Below are 16,250 nucleotides of genomic sequence, written 5' to 3'. Positions count from 1 at the left end.
AGAAGCGGCCCCATAGTGTCGTCTTCGCGATTGCAGCGATCTGCCGCAAGCCCCGCGAGCGAGTGAGGGAATACACGAATGACCTTGACCGAGGACCGGTCGGCTCCTGCCACCGACTTTTCTGCCGCCCGTCGCGCCATGATCGTCAGCCAGCTGCGCACCAGCGGCGTGAACGAGCCCTGGGTGCTGGAAGCGATGGCCGGTGTTCCACGTGAAAACTTCGTGCCCGCCGAGCTGCGCGACGCCGCCTATATCGACCGCGCCGTGCCGCTGGGCGAAGGCAAGTTCCTCGGCGCCCCGCTGGTGCAGGGCAAGATGCTGCAGGAAGCCGCTCCGGCGAAGACCGACAAGGCGCTGATCGTCGGCGACGGCGAAGGCTACCTCGCCACGCTGCTGCGTCCGCTGGTCGGCTCGCTCGACGCGGTAGCACCTGCCGCTGCCGATGAAGCCGCTTCGGGCGCATACGACCTCATCGTCATCGACGGCGCCATCGAAGTGCTCCCCGATGCCCTCTCCGCACGTCTCGCCGAGGGTGGCCGCGTGGTCACCGGCGTGACCGATCGCGGCGTGACCCGCCTTGCGGCCGGCACCAAGGCAGGCGGCGTGACCTCGCTGCTGCCGCTGGCGGAGCTGGGGATTCCCGTGCTTCCCGAATTCGCCGCTCCCAAACGCTGGAGCTTCTGAGCATGGCCCGGATCGCGTGGCGTTCCGGGCTGCTCGCGGGGGGATGTCTGATACTGACGGCCGGCGCGCCTGCGCGGGCCGACACCCTGCGCGATGCGCTCGTTTCCGCCTATCAGACCAATCCCACGCTGGAATCGGCGCGCGCCCAGCAGCGCGCCACCGACGAAGGCGTGCCGATCGCCAAGGCTGCAGGGCTACCCAGCCTCAGCACGACCGAAACTTACACCAAGAACCTGAAGCAGAGCGAAAACTCGCTCACGGCTCCGTCGAAGATATTCACGGCGGATGCCCAACTGGGCGTGCCGATCTATTCGGGCGGCGCGGTCAAGAACCGCGTCAAGGCTGCCAAGCTGCGCGTCGGCGCCGGTCAGGCCGATCTGCGCGGCACGGAGGCTTCCGTCTTCTCGCAGGTCGTCGCGGCGTACATGGACGTGATCCGCACGGAAGCGATCGCCGGACTTAACCGCAAGAACGTGGCGGTTCTCCAGACCAATCTCGATGCGACCAACGACCGGTTCCAGATCGGCAACCTCACGCGCACCGACGTCGCCCAATCGCAGTCGCGCCTAGCGACTGCGAAGAGCGACCTGCTGACGGCGGAAGCCAACCTTGCCGCCGCGCGCGAAACCTACATCCGGTTCGTCGGTCATGCACCCGAAGCGCTCGACGCGCCGCCGCCGCTGCCGAACCTGCCCGCCAACGCCAGCGAAGCGGCGACGATCGCGCTCGATGCGAACCCGGACATCATCGCCGCACGCGAACGCAGCAAGGCCGCGGACAAGGACATCGACGTCGCGGGCGCCAGCCGCCTGCCGACGCTACGGCTCTTCGGCCAGGGCACGTACAACAACTACTTCAACACGCTGGCGCGCGGCGCGGTGAACGCGAGCGTGGCGCAAAGCGATTCGTCTGCGCAGGCCGGGGCGCAGCTGTCGATCCCGATCTTCCAGGGCGGCCTTCCCGCCGCGCAGCGTCGCCAGGCACAGGCGACGGCTTCGGCCACGCTGGAGCAGGAAATCGCCACCGAACGCGACGTGATCGCGCAAGTCCGCTCGGCCTTCACCTCCTACGTCGCGTCGAACGACCTGATCCGCTCCTCGCAAGTCGCAGTGGATGCGGCGACGCTGAGCCTCGAAGGCGTGAAGGCAGAGAATTCGGTGGGTCGGCGCACGATCCTCGACATCCTCAATGCCGAGCAGGAATTGCTGAACGCGCAGGTCACGCTGGTGACGGCGCGGCGCAATGCCTACGTCGCCGGGTTCTCCCTGCTCGCGGCGATGGGCAAGGCCGAGGCGCGCGATCTGGGCCTCGACGGCGGCACCCTCTACGATCCCGACGTCAATTACGAGCGCGTGCGCGGCAAGTTCTTCGACTGGGACGACGACGATGCGCCAGTGGCCCGGTCCACGCGCACCGTTGACACGCCGGTGCAGGACGGCAACATTCCCGCTTCGCAGGAGCCCTGATCCCGTTTGCGGATAAGGACTTGGATGCGCGGGACTACAGGGATTTAGGCAGATGCGTCAGAACGGTGAACCTTCGGTCGAGGAGATCCTCCAGTCGATCAAGCAGGTCATCGCGCGCGATTCCCGCCTCGAAACCCGTACCAGCCGCACCGAACGCCTGATGCGCGAGCCGGAACCGCTCTACGCCGACGAGGATGAGGACGATGTCCTCGAACTCCAGGAAGCCTCGCAGATTACCGCAGCGGGCGAGACCGACGAAGGCCCGTTGCTGCACGATCAGGCGCGCGATTCGATGCGCGAATCGCTCGCCGCGCTCGCCATGCTGTCCGAGCCCGGCGCGCAGCCGCAGATCGTCCGTTCGGGAGAAACCTCGCTGGAGGCGCTCGCCAAGGAGCTTCTCCGCCCGGCACTGACCGAATGGCTTGACCGCAACCTGCCGGCTATGGTCGAACGCCTCGTCGCTGCCGAAATCGCGCGGATCGTCGGCAAGAAGGGCTGATGGGGCTTCGACAAGCTCAGCCTGAGCGGCGTTGAGAGGTTTACAACTACACCCGCTCACACTGAGCTTGTCGACGGGTCACGGATGAGCCTGTCGAAGCCCCATCGCCCGGACGGGCTGGACCTCAAGGCCCACACTTCCTACCTTCACCGGGTATGCCGAAACCCGATCCCGCGCTGCTCGATCCCGCGCGCTACCCGTTTTCCTGCCGCATCGAGCCGCGCTTCGGCGATCTCGACGTCAACATGCACATCAACAACGTGGCGATGGCCGGATTCCTCGAGGATGGCCGCGTGCGCTTTCACCGTGCCAGTCGCTATCGCGAGGGACTTGTCGGTCTGTCCTCGATGATCGTCAGCATCGGCATCGAATATCTCGGCGAGGCGCACTATCCCGATGCCCTGACCGTCCATACCGCCATCGAGCAGGTCGGGCGTTCCAGCCACGGCCTCGTCCAGTTGGTGACGCAGGACGACCGGATCGTCGCGTTCTCCCGCTCCACGATGGTAACGGTCGGCGAGGACGGCCCTGCGCCGATGCCAGCCACTTTCGCCAGCCAGACCGAGGAATGGAAACTGCGGCCATGAGCCACCACGCCATCGCCAAGGCCGAGGAAGCCTTCGCCAAGACCGGCAGCGACATGATCCGCCGCCACATCTTCATATGCGCCGAACCGCAAAAGGGCGAATGCTGCTCGCCCGAGAAGGGGCAGGCCGCGTGGAAGTTCCTCAAGAAGCGGCTCAAGCAGCTCGGGCTGGACGGAAAGGGCGGCGTGGCCCGCACCAAGGCGGACTGCCTGCGCATCTGCCACGCCGGGCCGGTCGCGGTCGTGTGGCCGGACGGAGTCTGGTATCACTCGTGCGACGAGGACGTGCTGGAGCGGATCATCCAGCAGCACCTCATCGGCGGCGAGCCGGTCGAGGAATTTCGCCTGCACGCGCCGGGAGGTTGAGGCCCACCCCGTCCGGCTGGTTCGCTACGCTCTCGAGCCTCCCGACCCTCCCGCAAGCGGGAGGGCTGACGCACATCTCCCCTCCCGCTTGCGGGAGGGGCAGCGAGACTTGGGAGCTTGCTCCCTAGTCGCAGCGGGGTGGGGCTGACGGCGGGCCCTTACTTGTAAGGATCATCATCCTCGAGCGGATCGACGATCGCCTCGTCATGCCCGGTCCCGCTCGACAGGAACGCGAGGCCCATCAGCGCCGAGGCCAGCAGCATGGTGAAACCGATGCCCAGCGCGGTCGCGATGTAGAAGTGGATCGAGACCATCCCGTTGGAGCGGTACAGCAGGATTATCGACCCGATCACCAGCCCGACCGTGATCGTCATCATCCAGCGCATGATGCGCAGGTAGCGCGCCCAGGCATGGGCGGCCTTGCCGGGATCGTCGAGGGGCGAAGACGGTATCATCGCGCCCTATCTGGGCCTGACGGCGTCTCATCGCAAGCATGACGTGACGAGTCCGACGCGGCTGTGATACGCTCCGCCCCGGGGGCAAGCTGCGGGAACAGAGGCTCCTTTCAGGAACAGGGAGAGCTGACGATGACCATCGGTCGAATTATCGAAGGCCGCGATGCCGTAGTCACTTGCGACGTTGCCATGACCGTGCGCGAGGCCGCCGGAATCCTCGCCGAAAAGAGAATCGGCGCAGTGCCGGTGATGGAAAACGGCGAAATCGCCGGAATCTTCTCCGAACGCGACGTAATCTACAAACTGCGCGAACTGGGCGCCGACATGCTCGACATGCCGCTCGGCCACATCATGACCGCGCTGCCCGTGACCATCGAGCCCGAAACCTCGGTCATGGCGGCGCTGTCGCTGATGACCCGCCGCCGCATTCGCCACCTGCCCGTGGTGAAGAACGGGCGCATGGTCGGGTTCGTGTCGATCGGCGATCTGGTGAAATACCGGATCGACAAGATCGAGAACGAGGCTGCCGCGATGCGGGATTACATCCAGACGGCGTAAGGGCTTCGACAGGCTCAACCTGAGCGGAGTTGGAGGTGTGGCGCCACGTCCGCTCACCCTGAGCCTGTCGAAGGGTCACCCCGAGCTTGTCGAAGGGTCAGGCCGCGCCTACATCGGACGCATGGAACAGCAGACCGTGACTCTCAGCCCCTCGGCCGCCGCGCGCGTCGCCGCGATCGCGAGCAAGCAGGGCAAGCCCGCAATCCTGCGGCTTGCCGTCGAAGGCGGAGGCTGCTCGGGCTTCCAGTACAAGTTCGGCCTCGCCGACGCCCCCGACGCGGACGACAGCGTGGCCGAGACCGACGGGGTGAAGCTCCTCGTCGACTCGGTCAGCCTCGACCTCGTCCAGGGCTGCGTCGTCGATTTCGTGGAGTCGCTGGGCGGCGCGGCATTCCGGGTGGAGAATCCGAACGCGGCGGCAGGCTGCGGCTGCGGGTCCAGCTTCTCGGTATGAAGATCTCCACCTTCAACATCAACGGCGTGAAGGCACGCCTGCCCCGACTGCTCGAATGGCTGGAGGAAACCCGCCCCGCCGTCGCCTGCCTGCAGGAGATCAAGACGCAGGACGAAGGCTTCCCCATCGCCGAGTTCGAGAAGCTGGGCTACAAGGGCATCTGGCACGGCCAGAAGGGCTTCAACGGCGTCGCCATCCTCGCCGACGGGGAAATGCCCGTCGAAGTCCAGCGCGGCCTCGATGGCGAGCCCGAGGACGAACATTCGCGCTATCTCGAAGCGCAGGTCTTCGGCGTGCGGGTCGTGTGCATCTACCTGCCCAACGGCAATCCGCTGCCCGGCCCCAAGTTCGACTACAAGCTGCGCTGGATGGAACGCCTGCGCCGCCGCATGGACGTGATCAAGGCCGAGGAAGTGCCGGCCATCATCACCGGCGACTACAACGTCATCCCGACCGACCGCGACGTTTGGACGCCCTCTGCAATGGCCTCCGACGCGCTGATGCAGCCGGAATCGCGGGACGCCTACTTCCGCCTCCTAGGAGACGGCTGGACCGACGCGCTGGCCACCCACAATCCGCGCGGCGGGGTGTGGACCTACTGGGACTATCAGGCAGGCGCCTGGCAGCGCGACCACGGCTTCCGCATCGACCACTCGCTGCTCTCGCCCGAACTGGCGGACCGGCTGGCGGCGTGCGGTGTCGACAAGGTTCATCGCGGGCGGGAAAAGGCCAGCGACCATGCGCCTGTGTGGGTCGAACTGAAGGCCGCCTGAAACTCTTCGTCATTGCGAGCGAAGCGAAGCAACCCAGGGCGGCGTAAACCGCCCTGGGTTGCTTCGCTTCGCTCGCAATGACGAACGAGAATTACCGATAGAAGATGTGGTTATCCACCTGAGCCAGCTTCGTCAGCTTGCTCCAGCGCGGCGAGACGCGCTTGGCGTGGAAGAACAGCGCACCCTTGGCCTTGCTCTTCCAGGCGCCGTCCTCGGCGATCTGGGCGATCGCGACGGCTTCCTGCCAGCTCGGAGAATTCTCGCGCACGGCGGGCATCGAACGGCCGCGGATGAACGAGAACTGCGAGGGCTGGTAGACCACGCCGCAATAGCTCGTCGGGAAGCGGCCCGACTTGGTGCGGTTGACGATCACACGGCCAACGGCGAGCTGGCCTTCCAGCGATTCACCGCGTGCTTCGAAGTAGATCGCGCCGGCAAGGCAGCGCATGTCGCGCGACATGTCGTCCGGCGTCTCCTGCTGAGACACCAGTTGCTGAAGGGAATCCGCATCGGGGGCGTCTGCTTCCTCGGTCTCGGTCTCGGCGGCGGGAAGCGCCTGTACGACCGGTTCGGAAACGAACTGCGGGGCGGGCTTCGTTTCTACCAGCGTCGGAATGAAATCCGATGCGGCGGCGCCCGAGCCCGTGGCGCCTAGAAGAGCGGTGAGAACCGTCGCGGCCAGCGCAATCGCGCTCGCCCACTCAACTTTCTTTCGCATTCAAACTTGATCAAAGGCGGTGAACCGGTCCGACACAGGCTGGAACGGAATGCCACGAAGTGACGTTCTGTTTCCGTCGAGCCTGCCGACGATTCCCCGTCTGCGTGCTAGCCGGACAAGCCGAAGTGCTGTCCGAGCCGCTTTCGCGTCAGTGAAGGGGGCCTTTAGGCTGTGGGCCGGGCAAGTCAACCCGCACCGGGTCAGGCCCCGATGAAACGTTCGGCGTCTGCGCCATCGAGTTCGATGATCCACACGTCGGGGTCCTGACGCTTGCGCCGGTCGAGGTACTCCTGAAATTCGAACGGGTTTTCAGGATCCTGAGTCTTGGAGCAGCGCCAGCGCCGGGTGCCGTCGAGTTCGGGCATCCGTTCATGAAGGCGCACATTCGATCCATTGTGCGAAAGAACGACAAGGATCGTCCCGGCGTCCTGTTCGCCTTTAGCCAGCACCGTCGCGAATCCGCCCTCGCCATTGACGCGGCGAATCAGTGCGGAAACCTCGAGGTGAGCGGGGAGGCGGGAATCCATCAGGCTTGCGGAATCGAATAGCCGGGCAGGCTGGAGAGCGCGATGCGCGATCGCATGAACGTTCCGGTGCCGCGCCCGCATTCCTCGCCGTCCTCGTCGATCAGCCAGGACTCGGCCACCAGTACGCGGCGGCGACCGCTCACCCAGCGGCCCTCGCACACGATACGGCCGCCCTTGATGGGCTTGGACAAGTGCAGGTTGAACGAGGTCGTCAGCAGGAAGCGATCGGTGACGTGAGTGTTGGCGGCGTAAAAAGCCGCATCGTCGAGCATCTTGAAATAGATGGTCCCGTGCGCCGCACCGGCCGCATGGAAACAGTCGGGCTCGACCAGGAACGTGATGCGCGCATGCCCGTCGCCGACGATTTCCAGCTTTGAGCGGAACATCTGGTTGATGGGGGCGGAGGCATAGAGCCCCTCCAGCGCGCGCCAGTGGAGCCCGGCGCCGCCCTGACTCTGGCCTTCGGCAGTGTCTTCAGGCGGCATCGCGGTCGATGACGTTGCTCAGCAGGCTGTAGAGCGCTTCGGTGCCCGGAGCGGCCAGCAGAGCTTCGTGCATGCGCTCGTCACGCATCATGCGCGAGATCGCCGCCAGAGCATGAAGATGTGTCGCGCCCGCGCCTTCGGGGGAGAGCAGGCCGAACACGAGGTCGATCGGCACGCCGTCCGCGGCTTCGAATTCGACCGGGGAAGCGAGGCGCATGAACACGGCAACGGGACGTGTCAGCCCCGCCATGCGCGCATGGGGGATGGCGATGCGTCGCCCGAACCCGGTGCTGCCGAGCTGCTCACGCTCGGTGATGCGCGCCAGCACGGCCTGATGGTCGAGACCATAGACCGAAGCGAACCGAGCCGCGAGGCGGTCCAGGATGATGTCCTTGCTGTCCGCGTCGAGGGTGATGACAGCCTCGGGCGCCAGCGAAAAAAGCCCACTCATTGCGTTTCTGATACTTGACCGGTTGCCAACATTGCATGCTCCGAAACCCCCGGCGGAAAACCGGGGGTTCGTTTCTTCCTCTCGTTGCGATCAGAAGCTGTGCGCGAAAAGCGTCAGTGCGGTTCGACCCAGCCGATCGACCCATCACCGCGGCGGTAGACCATATTATGCCGCCCGGTGCCAGCATTTTTGAAGAAGAGAGCCGTAGTATTGCGCAAGTCGAGCATCATTACCGCGTCCGAAACGGTGGCTTCGGGAACGTCCACCCGGGTTTCGGCAATGACCACCGGGGCGTCGGCTTCGAGGTCGTCCGTGTCGTTGTCTGCGACGTTCTCCTCGAAGATCGTGTAGGCGGCGTCCTCGGCCGCATTGGCATGGGCCGTCTGTTCGGAGCGGTCCTTCAGGCGGCGCTTGTAGCGGCGCAGCTGCTTGTCGATCTTCTCGGCGGCCTGATCGCAGGCGACATGCGCGTCCTGCGCCATGCCGCTGCCCTTGAGCACGAGGTTCTGCATCACGTGCATGATGATGTCGCACTTGAACGCCCCGGCCGGCGCTCGGCCGAAAGTGACGTGAGACGACAGCGCCCGATTGAAATACTTCTCGATGATCGCCGTGAGCTTGTCGTTGGCGTGGACCTGCAGGGCCTCGCCGGTTTCGACCTGGTGACCAGAGACGCGGATATCCATGGGCGTTTCTCCTTAGACTTAGAGTTCAGGCACCCCAGAGCGGGGTATCGACCGACTTGAGAAACTCTGCGTGCGCAGAGAGTTCCGCCTCGGTAGCCGCGTGGGGACGCGGCTGACGGAAAATACGGTTCTTCGTGTTGAGAACCTTGATTTCCGTCACGATCTCAGTGGTTTCTGCAGAAAGTTCGAGGCCGATCTGACGACCTCCCCGCAGTTCCACGTAAACTTGGGCAAGCAGTTCGGAGTCGAGCAGCGCCCCGTGTTTGGTGCGGTGGCTGCGGTCTATCCCGTAGCGACTGCAAAGCGCGTCGAGCGAGAGCTTGGCGCCGGGATGGCGCACCTTGGCGAGCGCCACGGTATCGACCATGCGCTCACGCGAAACCTCGGGAAGCCCGCATAGCTTCAGCTCGGCGTTGATGAAGTTGAAGTCGAAGTTGGCGTTGTGCGCCACCATCGCGCTGTCCTCGATGAAGTCGAGGAATTCCTGCGCGCAGGCCGAGAACAGGGGCTTGTCGGCGAGGAAGGCGTCGGACAGGCCGTGCACCGCCTCGGCCTCCGCAGGCATGCCGCGCTCGGGGTTGAAATAGGCGTGGTAGGTACGGCCGGTCAGCACCCGGTTGACCATCTCGATGCAGCCGATTTCCACCATGCGGTCCCCGTTTTTCGGGTCGAAGCCGGTCGTTTCGGTGTCGAAGATGATCTCTCTCATCCCTCTCCATATCTGCCTGTGCGCCCCCATGCGCAAGGGGCTGGAGCGGATTATTCGGCTCGCCTCAGCGCCTGCACGATACCGGCCACCTGTTCGCGCGTCGCATCAAGGGTCAAGCCGGTGTCGATCACGTAGTCGGCACGCGCGCGTTTCTGCGCATCGGGCACCTGAAGTGCCAGAATCTGCTCGAATTTTTCCGCAGTCATACCCGGCCGCGCGAGCACCCGGCGACGCTGTTCCCCGGCCGGGGCGGACACTACCGCGACGGCATCGAGGCCCTTTTCGCTACCCTTTTCGTAGAGCAGCGGAATGTCGAAGACGACCAGCGGCGCCTCGGCATTGTCCCGCAGGAAGTCCCCCCGCATCGCCGCGACGGCGGGGTGGACGATTCGCTCCAGAGTCGCGAGCTTGTCCTTGTCCTGGAACACGACGGCACCCAGCAGGGGTCTAACGACACCTGACGCATCCGTAGTGCCGGGAAAGGCCGCCTCGATCAGCGGCACCAGCGCGCCGTTCGGACCCTGCAGTTCGTGCACCGCCGCATCGGCATCGAACACCGGCACGTCGAGGTCGCGCAGCATCTGCGCAACGGTCGACTTGCCCATGCCGATCGATCCGGTGAGGCCCAGAATTTTCATTTGAGAATCAACTCGCGCAGAGCGGCATCGCGGTCGCGGGGAGGGCGGGCGCCGAAGAAATGCGTGAAGGCCGAGTCCGCCTGGCCGATCAACATGGCGAGGCCGTCCACCGTCTCGAACCCGGCGCCGCGTGCATCCTGCAGGAACTGCGTGTCGAGCGGACTGGTGACGATATCGTAGACCACGCTGCGCGGCGGGGCGTGGCTGAAGTCGAAGGCCAGCGGCGGCTGCCCGGTCATGCCGAGCGGGCTGGCGTTGACGACGAGGTCGAAGCACTGCTCGCGGTCGTCAAAGGCGAAGTCGGTGGCATCGGCGAAGTGGTCGAGGCCGATGGCGTGGTGCTCGCCGCCCGGCGCAAGTTCGTCGAGCATGGCGCGCGCCTTGGCCGGATCGCGGCCCGCGAGGACGATGACGAAATGCTCGTTGGCCAGCGCCGCGATGATCGCCCGCGCCGCGCCGCCGGTCCCGAGGATGCGCGCCATGCGGAACAGGTGCGTCTTCGCCAGTTCATCGCGCACCGGCTCCAGGAATCCCGGCGCGTCGGTGTTGTAGCCGGTAAGGGTGCCGTCGGACTCGCGCACGACGGTGTTGACCGCGCCGATCTGCGCAGCGAGGGGGTCGAGCCGGTCCATCAGCGGCAGGATCGACAGCTTGTGCGGCATCGTCACGTTGCAGCCGCGCCAGTCGGGATCGGCGCGGCGCTTCGCGAGATAGTCGCCGAGGTCCTCCAGCTTGACGAGGCAGTGGTCGTAGCGGCCTTCGATCCCCAGTTCGGCAAGCCAGAAATTGTGGATCGCTGGCGACTTGGACTGCGCGATCGGATCGCCGATCACTTCGGCATAGCGTGTCATCGCGTCAGGACTCCCAATCCGCGCAGCGCCGCCTGGACCTTGAGCAGCGGCATGCCCAGAATCGTGAAGTAATCGCCGTCGATCTTCTCGAACAGCTGCACGCCGCGCCCCTCGATCCGGAAGACGCCGACGCAGGCACCGACTTCGGGCCATTCCGCGTCGAGGTAACTCTCGATGAAGGCATCGGACAAATCCGCGACATGCAACTGCGCCACCGCATTCTCCGCCCAGAGCACTTCGCCATCGCGCACGAGGGCAGCCGCGCTGTGCAGCTCCATCACCTTGCCCGAGAAGAAACGCAGATGCTCGGCCGCGTTCTCCCGGCTGGCGGGCTTGTCGAACCGCCGCCCACCGCAGGACACGAGGGAATCGCTACCGAGCACGACCGCACCCGATGTTTCACGTGAAACATTCAGGGCCTTTGCTTTCGCAAGTTCCAACGCGACTTCGGGCGCGGAGGCATCGCCGAGCGCCGCCTCGATCCCGCGTTCGTCGACATGGGCGGGCTGGGCGCGGTAGGCGATGCCCGCCGCTTCGAGCATGGCGCGGCGTGAGCCGCTCTGGGATGCAAGAACGATCATGGAAAACTCTGCTAGATGGGCTTCGGGCCGACCTGGCCGGTCTGGCCCGCTGCCTTGCGTTCGTTATAGAGGTTGATCACCGCCGCAGCGGTCTCCTCGATCGAGCGGCGGGTGACGTCGATCACCGGCCAGGAATTGTCCGCGAACATGCGCCGCGCATATTTCAGCTCGCTCTCCACCGCGTCGGTCGCGACATAGTCGGTGTCGGGCGACTGGCTGAGCGAGAGCAGGCGGTTGCGGCGGATCTGGATCAGCCGGTCGGGCGCGGTCGTCAGGCCGACCACCAGCGGATGGCGCAGTCCGAACAGCATCTGCGGCGGCGGGCTTTCGACGACGATCGGGATGTTCGCCACCTTGTACCCGCGATTGGCGAGATAGATCGAGGTCGGCGTCTTGCTGGTGCGCGACACCCCGGCGAGCAGGATATCGGCTTCCTCCCACTCTTCCCACAACACGCCGTCGTCATGGGCGATGGTGAACTGGATCGCATCGACGCGCGCGAAATAGGCGTCGTCGAGCCGGTGCTGGCGGCCCGGACGTCCCTTCGCCTCCTGCCCCAGCAGCGCCTCGAGCGCGTCGGTCACCCCGTCGAGCACCGCGATCGCAGGCAGGCCGAGTTGCTGGCACCTCTCTTCGAGGCGCCCGCGCGTCTCCTCGTTCACCAGGGTGAAGAAGACGAGGCCCGGGTTCGCGGAAATCTCGCCCATGATCCGATCGAGGTGCTGCTGCGAGCGGACCATCGGCCAGAAATGCCGCAGGACTTCGCCGTCGTCGTCGAACTGCGCGAGGGCCGCCTTGGCGATCATCTCCAGCGTTTCGCCGGTGGAATCTGACAGGAGGTGCAGGTGGAAACGCGCCATGCCGGCTCAGGGCCTCCGAAGGGCAAGGGGTGTGGATATGTGGCGGCATAAACCATGGGAGGAGCCCGGTGACAACTCGGTGAAAACTCCTCAGCGGCATTTCCTGCCCGCTATGGGGATTCACCGAGTCAGTTTCTGGACAGGCGGGCCGACTCTTCCCACACCCTGTGGACAAGGCGAACAACCTTTCGTTGACTCACTCTCGTCCAAGAGTCGCATCTGACTCTTCAATCTGTTCATCCGGGGGTAAATCGGGCAAGGCGAGCCAATCCCCGATATCCACAGGGCCAACAGACTCCATCATCCTTATATAAAATTTCTATTTTTTTTGTTGGGACGTGACGCGATGCCCGGAATCCTCCTCGAAACTCTGCGCGGAAACAACGCGCGCAGGCGGCCGCTGTGGCTCATGCGCCAGGCTGGCCGCTACCTCCCCGAATACCGCGAGTTGCGCGCCGAAAAGGGCGGTTTTCTCGCGCTCGTCTACGATACGGACGCCGCCGCCGAGATCACCCTGCAACCGATCCGCCGTTTCGGCTTCGATGGCGCCATCCTGTTTTCCGACATCCTGATCGTGCCTTACGCGATGGGGCAGGACCTCCAGTTCCTCGCCGGAGAGGGGCCGAAACTGACTCCGCGGCTTGTGGACAATGCGCTGGAGGGGCTGACTCGGGTGCCTGAGCGTCTTTCGCCGATCTACGAGACCGTGCGGAAGGTTCGCGCCCAGCTTGATGACGACAAGACGATGCTCGGTTTCGCCGGTTCGCCCTGGACCGTCGCGACCTACATGGTGGCAGGCGAGGGGAGTCGCGACCAGCACGACACCCGCGCCATGGCCTATCGCGATCCGGACGCCTTCGAAGCAATCATCGATGCGGTGACTCAGGTGACCGTGGAATACCTGTGCGGCCAGATCGAGGCCGGCGCCGAAGCGGTGCAGCTGTTCGATTCATGGGCAGGCAGTCTCTCGCCCGCGCAGTTCGAGCGCTGGGTGATCGCCCCCAATGCCGCAATCACCGCTGCCGTGAAGGCGCGTCACCCCGAGACTCCGATCATCGGCTTCCCGAAGGGCTCGGGCGAGAAACTTCCCGCCTATGCCCGCGAAACCGGAGTCGACGCGGTCGGAATCGACGAGACCATCGACCCGATCTGGGCTGCGCGCGAACTTCCCCAAGGGCTGCCGGTACAGGGCAATCTCGATCCGCTGCTCCTGCTGGCGGGCGGCGAGGACCTCGACCGGCAGGCCCGCGCGGTGCTTGACGCTTTCGCGGACCGTCCCCACGTGTTCAACCTCGGCCACGGCATCGGCCAGTTCACCCCGATCGCGAATGTCGAGCAGTTGCTGGCGATCGTTCGCAGCTGGGAGCGTTGAGCGCGACGGGATTGAATTGAACCACCCTTCGTCATTGCGAGCGGAGCGAAGCAATCCAAGGCGGTTTACGCGACTCTGGATTGCTTCGCTCCGCTCGCAATGACGATTCAAGGCTTTGGTTGAGACTGGCATGACGACGCGCTAAAGGGCTTCCACCATGGCAATTCTCGCAAGTCTCTATCCCTGGCTCAAGGCCGGGCACGTCATCTTCGTGATCTTCTGGATGGCGGGGCTGTTCATGCTGCCGCGCTATTTCGTCTATCACCAGGAGAGCGATCCCGGCTCGGCGGAAGAGGCGCGCTGGGTCGATCGCGAGGCGAAGCTGCGGTCGATCATCCTGACGCCCTCGATGGTGCTCACGTGGGTTCTGGGGGTGCTTACAGCGCTTTCGATCGGTGCGTTCGATCAAGGGTGGCTTCATGCCAAGTTGCTCTTCGTGGTGGCTCTCTCAGGCTATCACGGCTGGCTGGTCGGCTATGCGAAGAAGCTGGCGCGCGGCGAGCGGCCGCTGACCGGCAAGAAGCTGCGCCTGCTGAACGAGGTTCCGGGCCTGGCGGCGGTGGTGATCGTCATTCTGGTGGTCGTGAAGCCGTTCTGAACGGAGTGAGGTTATGATAGTTTCCCTGCTTGCCGCCGCGTTGTCTCTCTCCGCGCTGCCGCAGGCGGAGCAGGACGATCTTCACTGTCTGGCCTATCTCTCGGTTGCGGCCGGGAAGGTGCAGGGGGACTTGCGGACGAAAGTGGACGGCGGCGCGCTGTACTACTTCGGCCGGATTCAGGCGCGTTCCCCGCAACTGGACATCACTGCCGCGCTGGACGCGATCCTCGAGGCGCCGGGGTACGGGGCACAGACCTATCAGGCCGACAAGGCGCGCTGTCATGCTCAGCTGGACCCGCTCGCAGGGCAGTTCGAGGCGTGGAAGGACAAGTACGAGGGCGCTCGCTAGGCCCACCCCGCTGCGACTAGCTTCGCCTTCGGCTCAGCAAGTCTCGCTCCCCTCCTGCTTGCGGGAGGGGTTGGGGGTGGGCTTTCGCGCCTCGATTTCGATTCACCCCACCGGCCTGCCGCCCTGCGGATTGACTCGTTGACCGAGCCGCCGCGAATGCGTATCTGAGCGGCGTTCCGGCAACAGGGCGCGAGCCTTTGTCTCCTGCCTGGATCTGCTTTCCCCAAGCCCATCGATCCCGCCGGCCGACACTACAAATCCATCTGGAATTCACGAAAATGCATCTCAAAGAACTCAAGAAGAAGTCATCGGCCGAGCTGGTCGAAATGGCAGAGGAACTGGGCGTCGAAAGCGCCTCCACGCTGCGCCGTCAGGATCTGATCTTCGCCATCCTCAAGGAAGTGGCTGAAGACGGCGAGGAAATCATCGGACAGGGCACCATCGAAGTGCTGACCGACGGTTTCGGCTTCCTGCGCAACGCAGAGGCGAATTACCTCGCCGGGCCCGACGATATCTACGTCTCGCCGAACCAGGTCCGTAAATGGGGCCTGCGCACCGGCGACACCGTCGAAGGCGAAATCCGTGCCCCCAAGGAAGGCGAGCGCTACTTCGCCATCACCAAGCTGATGAGCGTCAACTTCGACGATCCCGACGCGGTGCGCCACCGCGTCAACTTCGACAACCTGACGCCGCTCTATCCGAACGAACGCCTGCGCCTCGACACCCTCGATCCCACGGTCAAGGACAAGTCGGCCCGCGTGATCGACCTCGTCTCGCCGCAGGGCAAAGGCCAGCGCGCGCTGATCGTGGCGCCGCCGCGTACGGGTAAGACCGTGCTGCTGCAGAACATGGCCAAGGCCATCACCGACAACCACCCCGAGGTGTTCCTCCTCGTCCTGCTCGTCGATGAGCGCCCCGAGGAAGTCACCGACATGCAGCGCAGCGTGAAGGGCGAGGTCATCTCCTCCACCTTCGACGAACCCGCGCAGCGCCACGTCCAGGTCGCCGAAATGGTGATCGAAAAGGCCAAGCGCCTTGTCGAGCACAAGCGCGACGTGGTCATCCTGCTGGACTCGATCACCCGCCTCGGCCGCGCCTACAACACCGTGGTGCCCAGCTCGGGCAAGGTGCTGACCGGCGGTGTCGATGCCAACGCCCTGCAGCGCCCCAAGCGCTTCTTCGGCGCCGCGCGCAACATCGAGGAGGGCGGCTCGCTCTCCATCATCGCGACGGCCCTGATCGACACCGGCAGCCGCATGGACGAAGTCATCTTCGAAGAGTTCAAGGGCACCGGTAACTCGGAAATCGTCCTCGACCGCAAGGTGGCCGACAAGCGCATCTTCCCGGCGCTCGACGTCGGCAAGTCCGGCACCCGCAAGGAAGAACTGCTCGTGGCGAAGGATCAGCTCACCAAGATGTGGGTGCTGCGCCGCATCCTCATGCAGATGGGCACCATCGACGCGATGGAATTCCTGCTCGACAAGATCAAGGATTCGAAGACCAACGAAGACTTCTTCTCGACGATGAACCAGTAAAAAGGGAAGGTCCTGGGCCGTTGCCCCAGACCCCGAAATTGGCGTCGCT

The 16,250-nt window shown here is 64.8% G+C and carries 23 protein-coding genes; 12 read left to right on the top strand and 11 right to left on the bottom strand.

Features of this window, described 5'->3' with window-relative positions; all coding sequences use genetic code 11:
- The first annotated feature begins 78 nt into the window (after positions 1-78).
- From PKE80_RS11725 to PKE80_RS11705, 5 genes are all read left to right on the top strand, one after another.
- Positions 79-684 (top strand): protein-L-isoaspartate O-methyltransferase family protein, encoded by a 606-nt coding sequence (locus PKE80_RS11725; RefSeq protein WP_271182605.1) that lies wholly within the window; start codon positions 79-81, stop codon positions 682-684.
- Between the two features lie 2 nt (positions 685-686).
- Positions 687-2,150, top strand: a complete 1,464-nt coding sequence (locus tag PKE80_RS11720) for a TolC family outer membrane protein (protein WP_271182604.1) — start codon at positions 687-689, stop codon at positions 2,148-2,150.
- A 52-nt stretch (positions 2,151-2,202) separates the two neighbouring features.
- Positions 2,203-2,649: a DUF2497 domain-containing protein gene (locus tag PKE80_RS11715; RefSeq protein WP_008830920.1), complete on the top strand. Its 447-nt coding sequence runs from the start codon at positions 2,203-2,205 to the stop codon at positions 2,647-2,649.
- 155 nt (positions 2,650-2,804) lie between these two features.
- Positions 2,805-3,236 (top strand): acyl-CoA thioesterase, encoded by a 432-nt coding sequence (locus PKE80_RS11710; protein ID WP_008830919.1) that lies wholly within the window; start codon positions 2,805-2,807, stop codon positions 3,234-3,236.
- Positions 3,233-3,601 (top strand): (2Fe-2S) ferredoxin domain-containing protein, encoded by a 369-nt coding sequence (locus PKE80_RS11705; protein WP_008830918.1) that lies wholly within the window; start codon positions 3,233-3,235, stop codon positions 3,599-3,601. The genes PKE80_RS11710 and PKE80_RS11705 overlap by 4 nt, the downstream gene beginning before the upstream one ends.
- Positions 3,602-3,759: 158 nt before the next feature.
- Here the strand turns inward: PKE80_RS11705 and PKE80_RS11700 are convergent, their stop codons facing one another.
- Positions 3,760-4,056 (bottom strand): hypothetical protein, encoded by a 297-nt coding sequence (locus PKE80_RS11700; protein WP_008830917.1) that lies wholly within the window; start codon positions 4,054-4,056, stop codon positions 3,760-3,762.
- Between the two features lie 132 nt (positions 4,057-4,188).
- Here PKE80_RS11700 and PKE80_RS11695 point away from each other — a divergent pair, with 132 nt between their 5' ends.
- From PKE80_RS11695 to xth, 3 genes are all read left to right on the top strand, one after another.
- Positions 4,189-4,614 carry a CBS domain-containing protein gene (locus tag PKE80_RS11695; protein WP_008830916.1) on the top strand — a complete coding sequence of 142 codons (426 nt, stop codon included), beginning with the start codon at positions 4,189-4,191 and terminating at the stop codon, positions 4,612-4,614.
- Positions 4,615-4,735: 121 nt separating this feature from the next.
- Positions 4,736-5,068, top strand: coding sequence for a HesB/IscA family protein (locus tag PKE80_RS11690; protein ID WP_036525641.1), 333 nt, complete (start codon positions 4,736-4,738; stop codon positions 5,066-5,068).
- Positions 5,065-5,841: an exodeoxyribonuclease III gene (xth, locus tag PKE80_RS11685; protein WP_271182603.1), complete on the top strand. Its 777-nt coding sequence runs from the start codon at positions 5,065-5,067 to the stop codon at positions 5,839-5,841. Before PKE80_RS11690 ends, xth begins: the two co-directional genes overlap by 4 nt.
- Positions 5,842-5,932: 91 nt before the next feature.
- On the opposite strand, the gene PKE80_RS11680 is transcribed toward xth, so the two are convergent.
- From PKE80_RS11680 to PKE80_RS11635, 10 genes are all read right to left on the bottom strand, one after another.
- Positions 5,933-6,559, bottom strand: a complete 627-nt coding sequence (locus PKE80_RS11680; protein ID WP_271182602.1) for a cell wall hydrolase — start codon at positions 6,557-6,559, stop codon at positions 5,933-5,935.
- Between the two features lie 200 nt (positions 6,560-6,759).
- Positions 6,760-7,086, bottom strand: a complete 327-nt coding sequence (locus tag PKE80_RS11675) for a DUF1491 family protein (RefSeq protein ID WP_271182601.1) — start codon at positions 7,084-7,086, stop codon at positions 6,760-6,762.
- The gene (locus PKE80_RS11670; protein ID WP_036525646.1) at positions 7,086-7,571 is read right to left on the bottom strand and encodes a PaaI family thioesterase; all 486 of its coding nucleotides are present in this window, start codon (positions 7,569-7,571) and stop codon (positions 7,086-7,088) included. Before PKE80_RS11670 ends, PKE80_RS11675 begins: the two co-directional genes overlap by 1 nt.
- A complete protein-coding gene (locus PKE80_RS11665) occupies positions 7,561-8,022 on the bottom strand; it encodes a PTS sugar transporter subunit IIA (RefSeq protein WP_036525647.1) in 462 nt (153 codons plus the stop codon). The genes PKE80_RS11670 and PKE80_RS11665 overlap by 11 nt, the downstream gene beginning before the upstream one ends.
- 113 nt (positions 8,023-8,135) lie before the next feature.
- Positions 8,136-8,708, bottom strand: coding sequence for a ribosome hibernation-promoting factor, HPF/YfiA family (hpf, locus tag PKE80_RS11660; RefSeq protein WP_008829266.1), 573 nt, complete (start codon positions 8,706-8,708; stop codon positions 8,136-8,138).
- A 25-nt stretch (positions 8,709-8,733) separates the two neighbouring features.
- Positions 8,734-9,417 (bottom strand): DNA polymerase III subunit epsilon, encoded by a 684-nt coding sequence (gene dnaQ / locus PKE80_RS11655; protein ID WP_271182600.1) that lies wholly within the window; start codon positions 9,415-9,417, stop codon positions 8,734-8,736.
- Between the two features lie 50 nt (positions 9,418-9,467).
- Positions 9,468-10,055, bottom strand: a complete 588-nt coding sequence (gene coaE / locus PKE80_RS11650) for a dephospho-CoA kinase (protein WP_271182599.1) — start codon at positions 10,053-10,055, stop codon at positions 9,468-9,470.
- Entirely contained in the window at positions 10,052-10,906 is an 855-nt protein-coding gene (locus PKE80_RS11645) for a shikimate dehydrogenase family protein (RefSeq protein WP_271182598.1), read from the bottom strand. Before PKE80_RS11645 ends, coaE begins: the two co-directional genes overlap by 4 nt.
- Positions 10,903-11,487 (bottom strand): Maf family protein, encoded by a 585-nt coding sequence (locus PKE80_RS11640; protein ID WP_211150741.1) that lies wholly within the window; start codon positions 11,485-11,487, stop codon positions 10,903-10,905. Before PKE80_RS11640 ends, PKE80_RS11645 begins: the two co-directional genes overlap by 4 nt.
- An 11-nt stretch (positions 11,488-11,498) precedes the next feature.
- Positions 11,499-12,347, bottom strand: coding sequence for a pyruvate, water dikinase regulatory protein (locus PKE80_RS11635; RefSeq protein ID WP_008829261.1), 849 nt, complete (start codon positions 12,345-12,347; stop codon positions 11,499-11,501).
- A 346-nt stretch (positions 12,348-12,693) separates the two neighbouring features.
- Between PKE80_RS11635 and hemE the strand changes: the two genes are divergently transcribed.
- From hemE to rho, 4 genes are all read left to right on the top strand, one after another.
- Positions 12,694-13,719: a uroporphyrinogen decarboxylase gene (gene hemE, locus PKE80_RS11630; RefSeq protein ID WP_271182597.1), complete on the top strand. Its 1,026-nt coding sequence runs from the start codon at positions 12,694-12,696 to the stop codon at positions 13,717-13,719.
- 157 nt (positions 13,720-13,876) lie between these two features.
- Complete coding sequence (locus tag PKE80_RS11625; RefSeq protein ID WP_008832525.1) at positions 13,877-14,317, top strand: CopD family protein; 441 nt, start codon at positions 13,877-13,879, stop codon at positions 14,315-14,317.
- Positions 14,318-14,330: 13 nt separating this feature from the next.
- On the top strand, positions 14,331-14,666 hold the full coding sequence (locus PKE80_RS11620) for a hypothetical protein (protein ID WP_271182596.1): 336 nt from the start codon (positions 14,331-14,333) through the stop codon (positions 14,664-14,666).
- Positions 14,667-14,944: 278 nt separating this feature from the next.
- Entirely contained in the window at positions 14,945-16,201 is a 1,257-nt protein-coding gene (gene rho / locus PKE80_RS11615) for a transcription termination factor Rho (protein WP_271182595.1), read from the top strand.
- Positions 16,202-16,250 lie beyond the last annotated feature (49 nt).

The organism is Novosphingobium resinovorum, from assembly GCF_027922145.1.
Classification (GTDB): Bacteria; Pseudomonadota; Alphaproteobacteria; order Sphingomonadales; family Sphingomonadaceae; genus Novosphingobium; species Novosphingobium resinovorum.
Note: the sequence above shows the minus strand (reverse complement) of the source record. Positions and strands in the feature narration are given on the sequence as shown.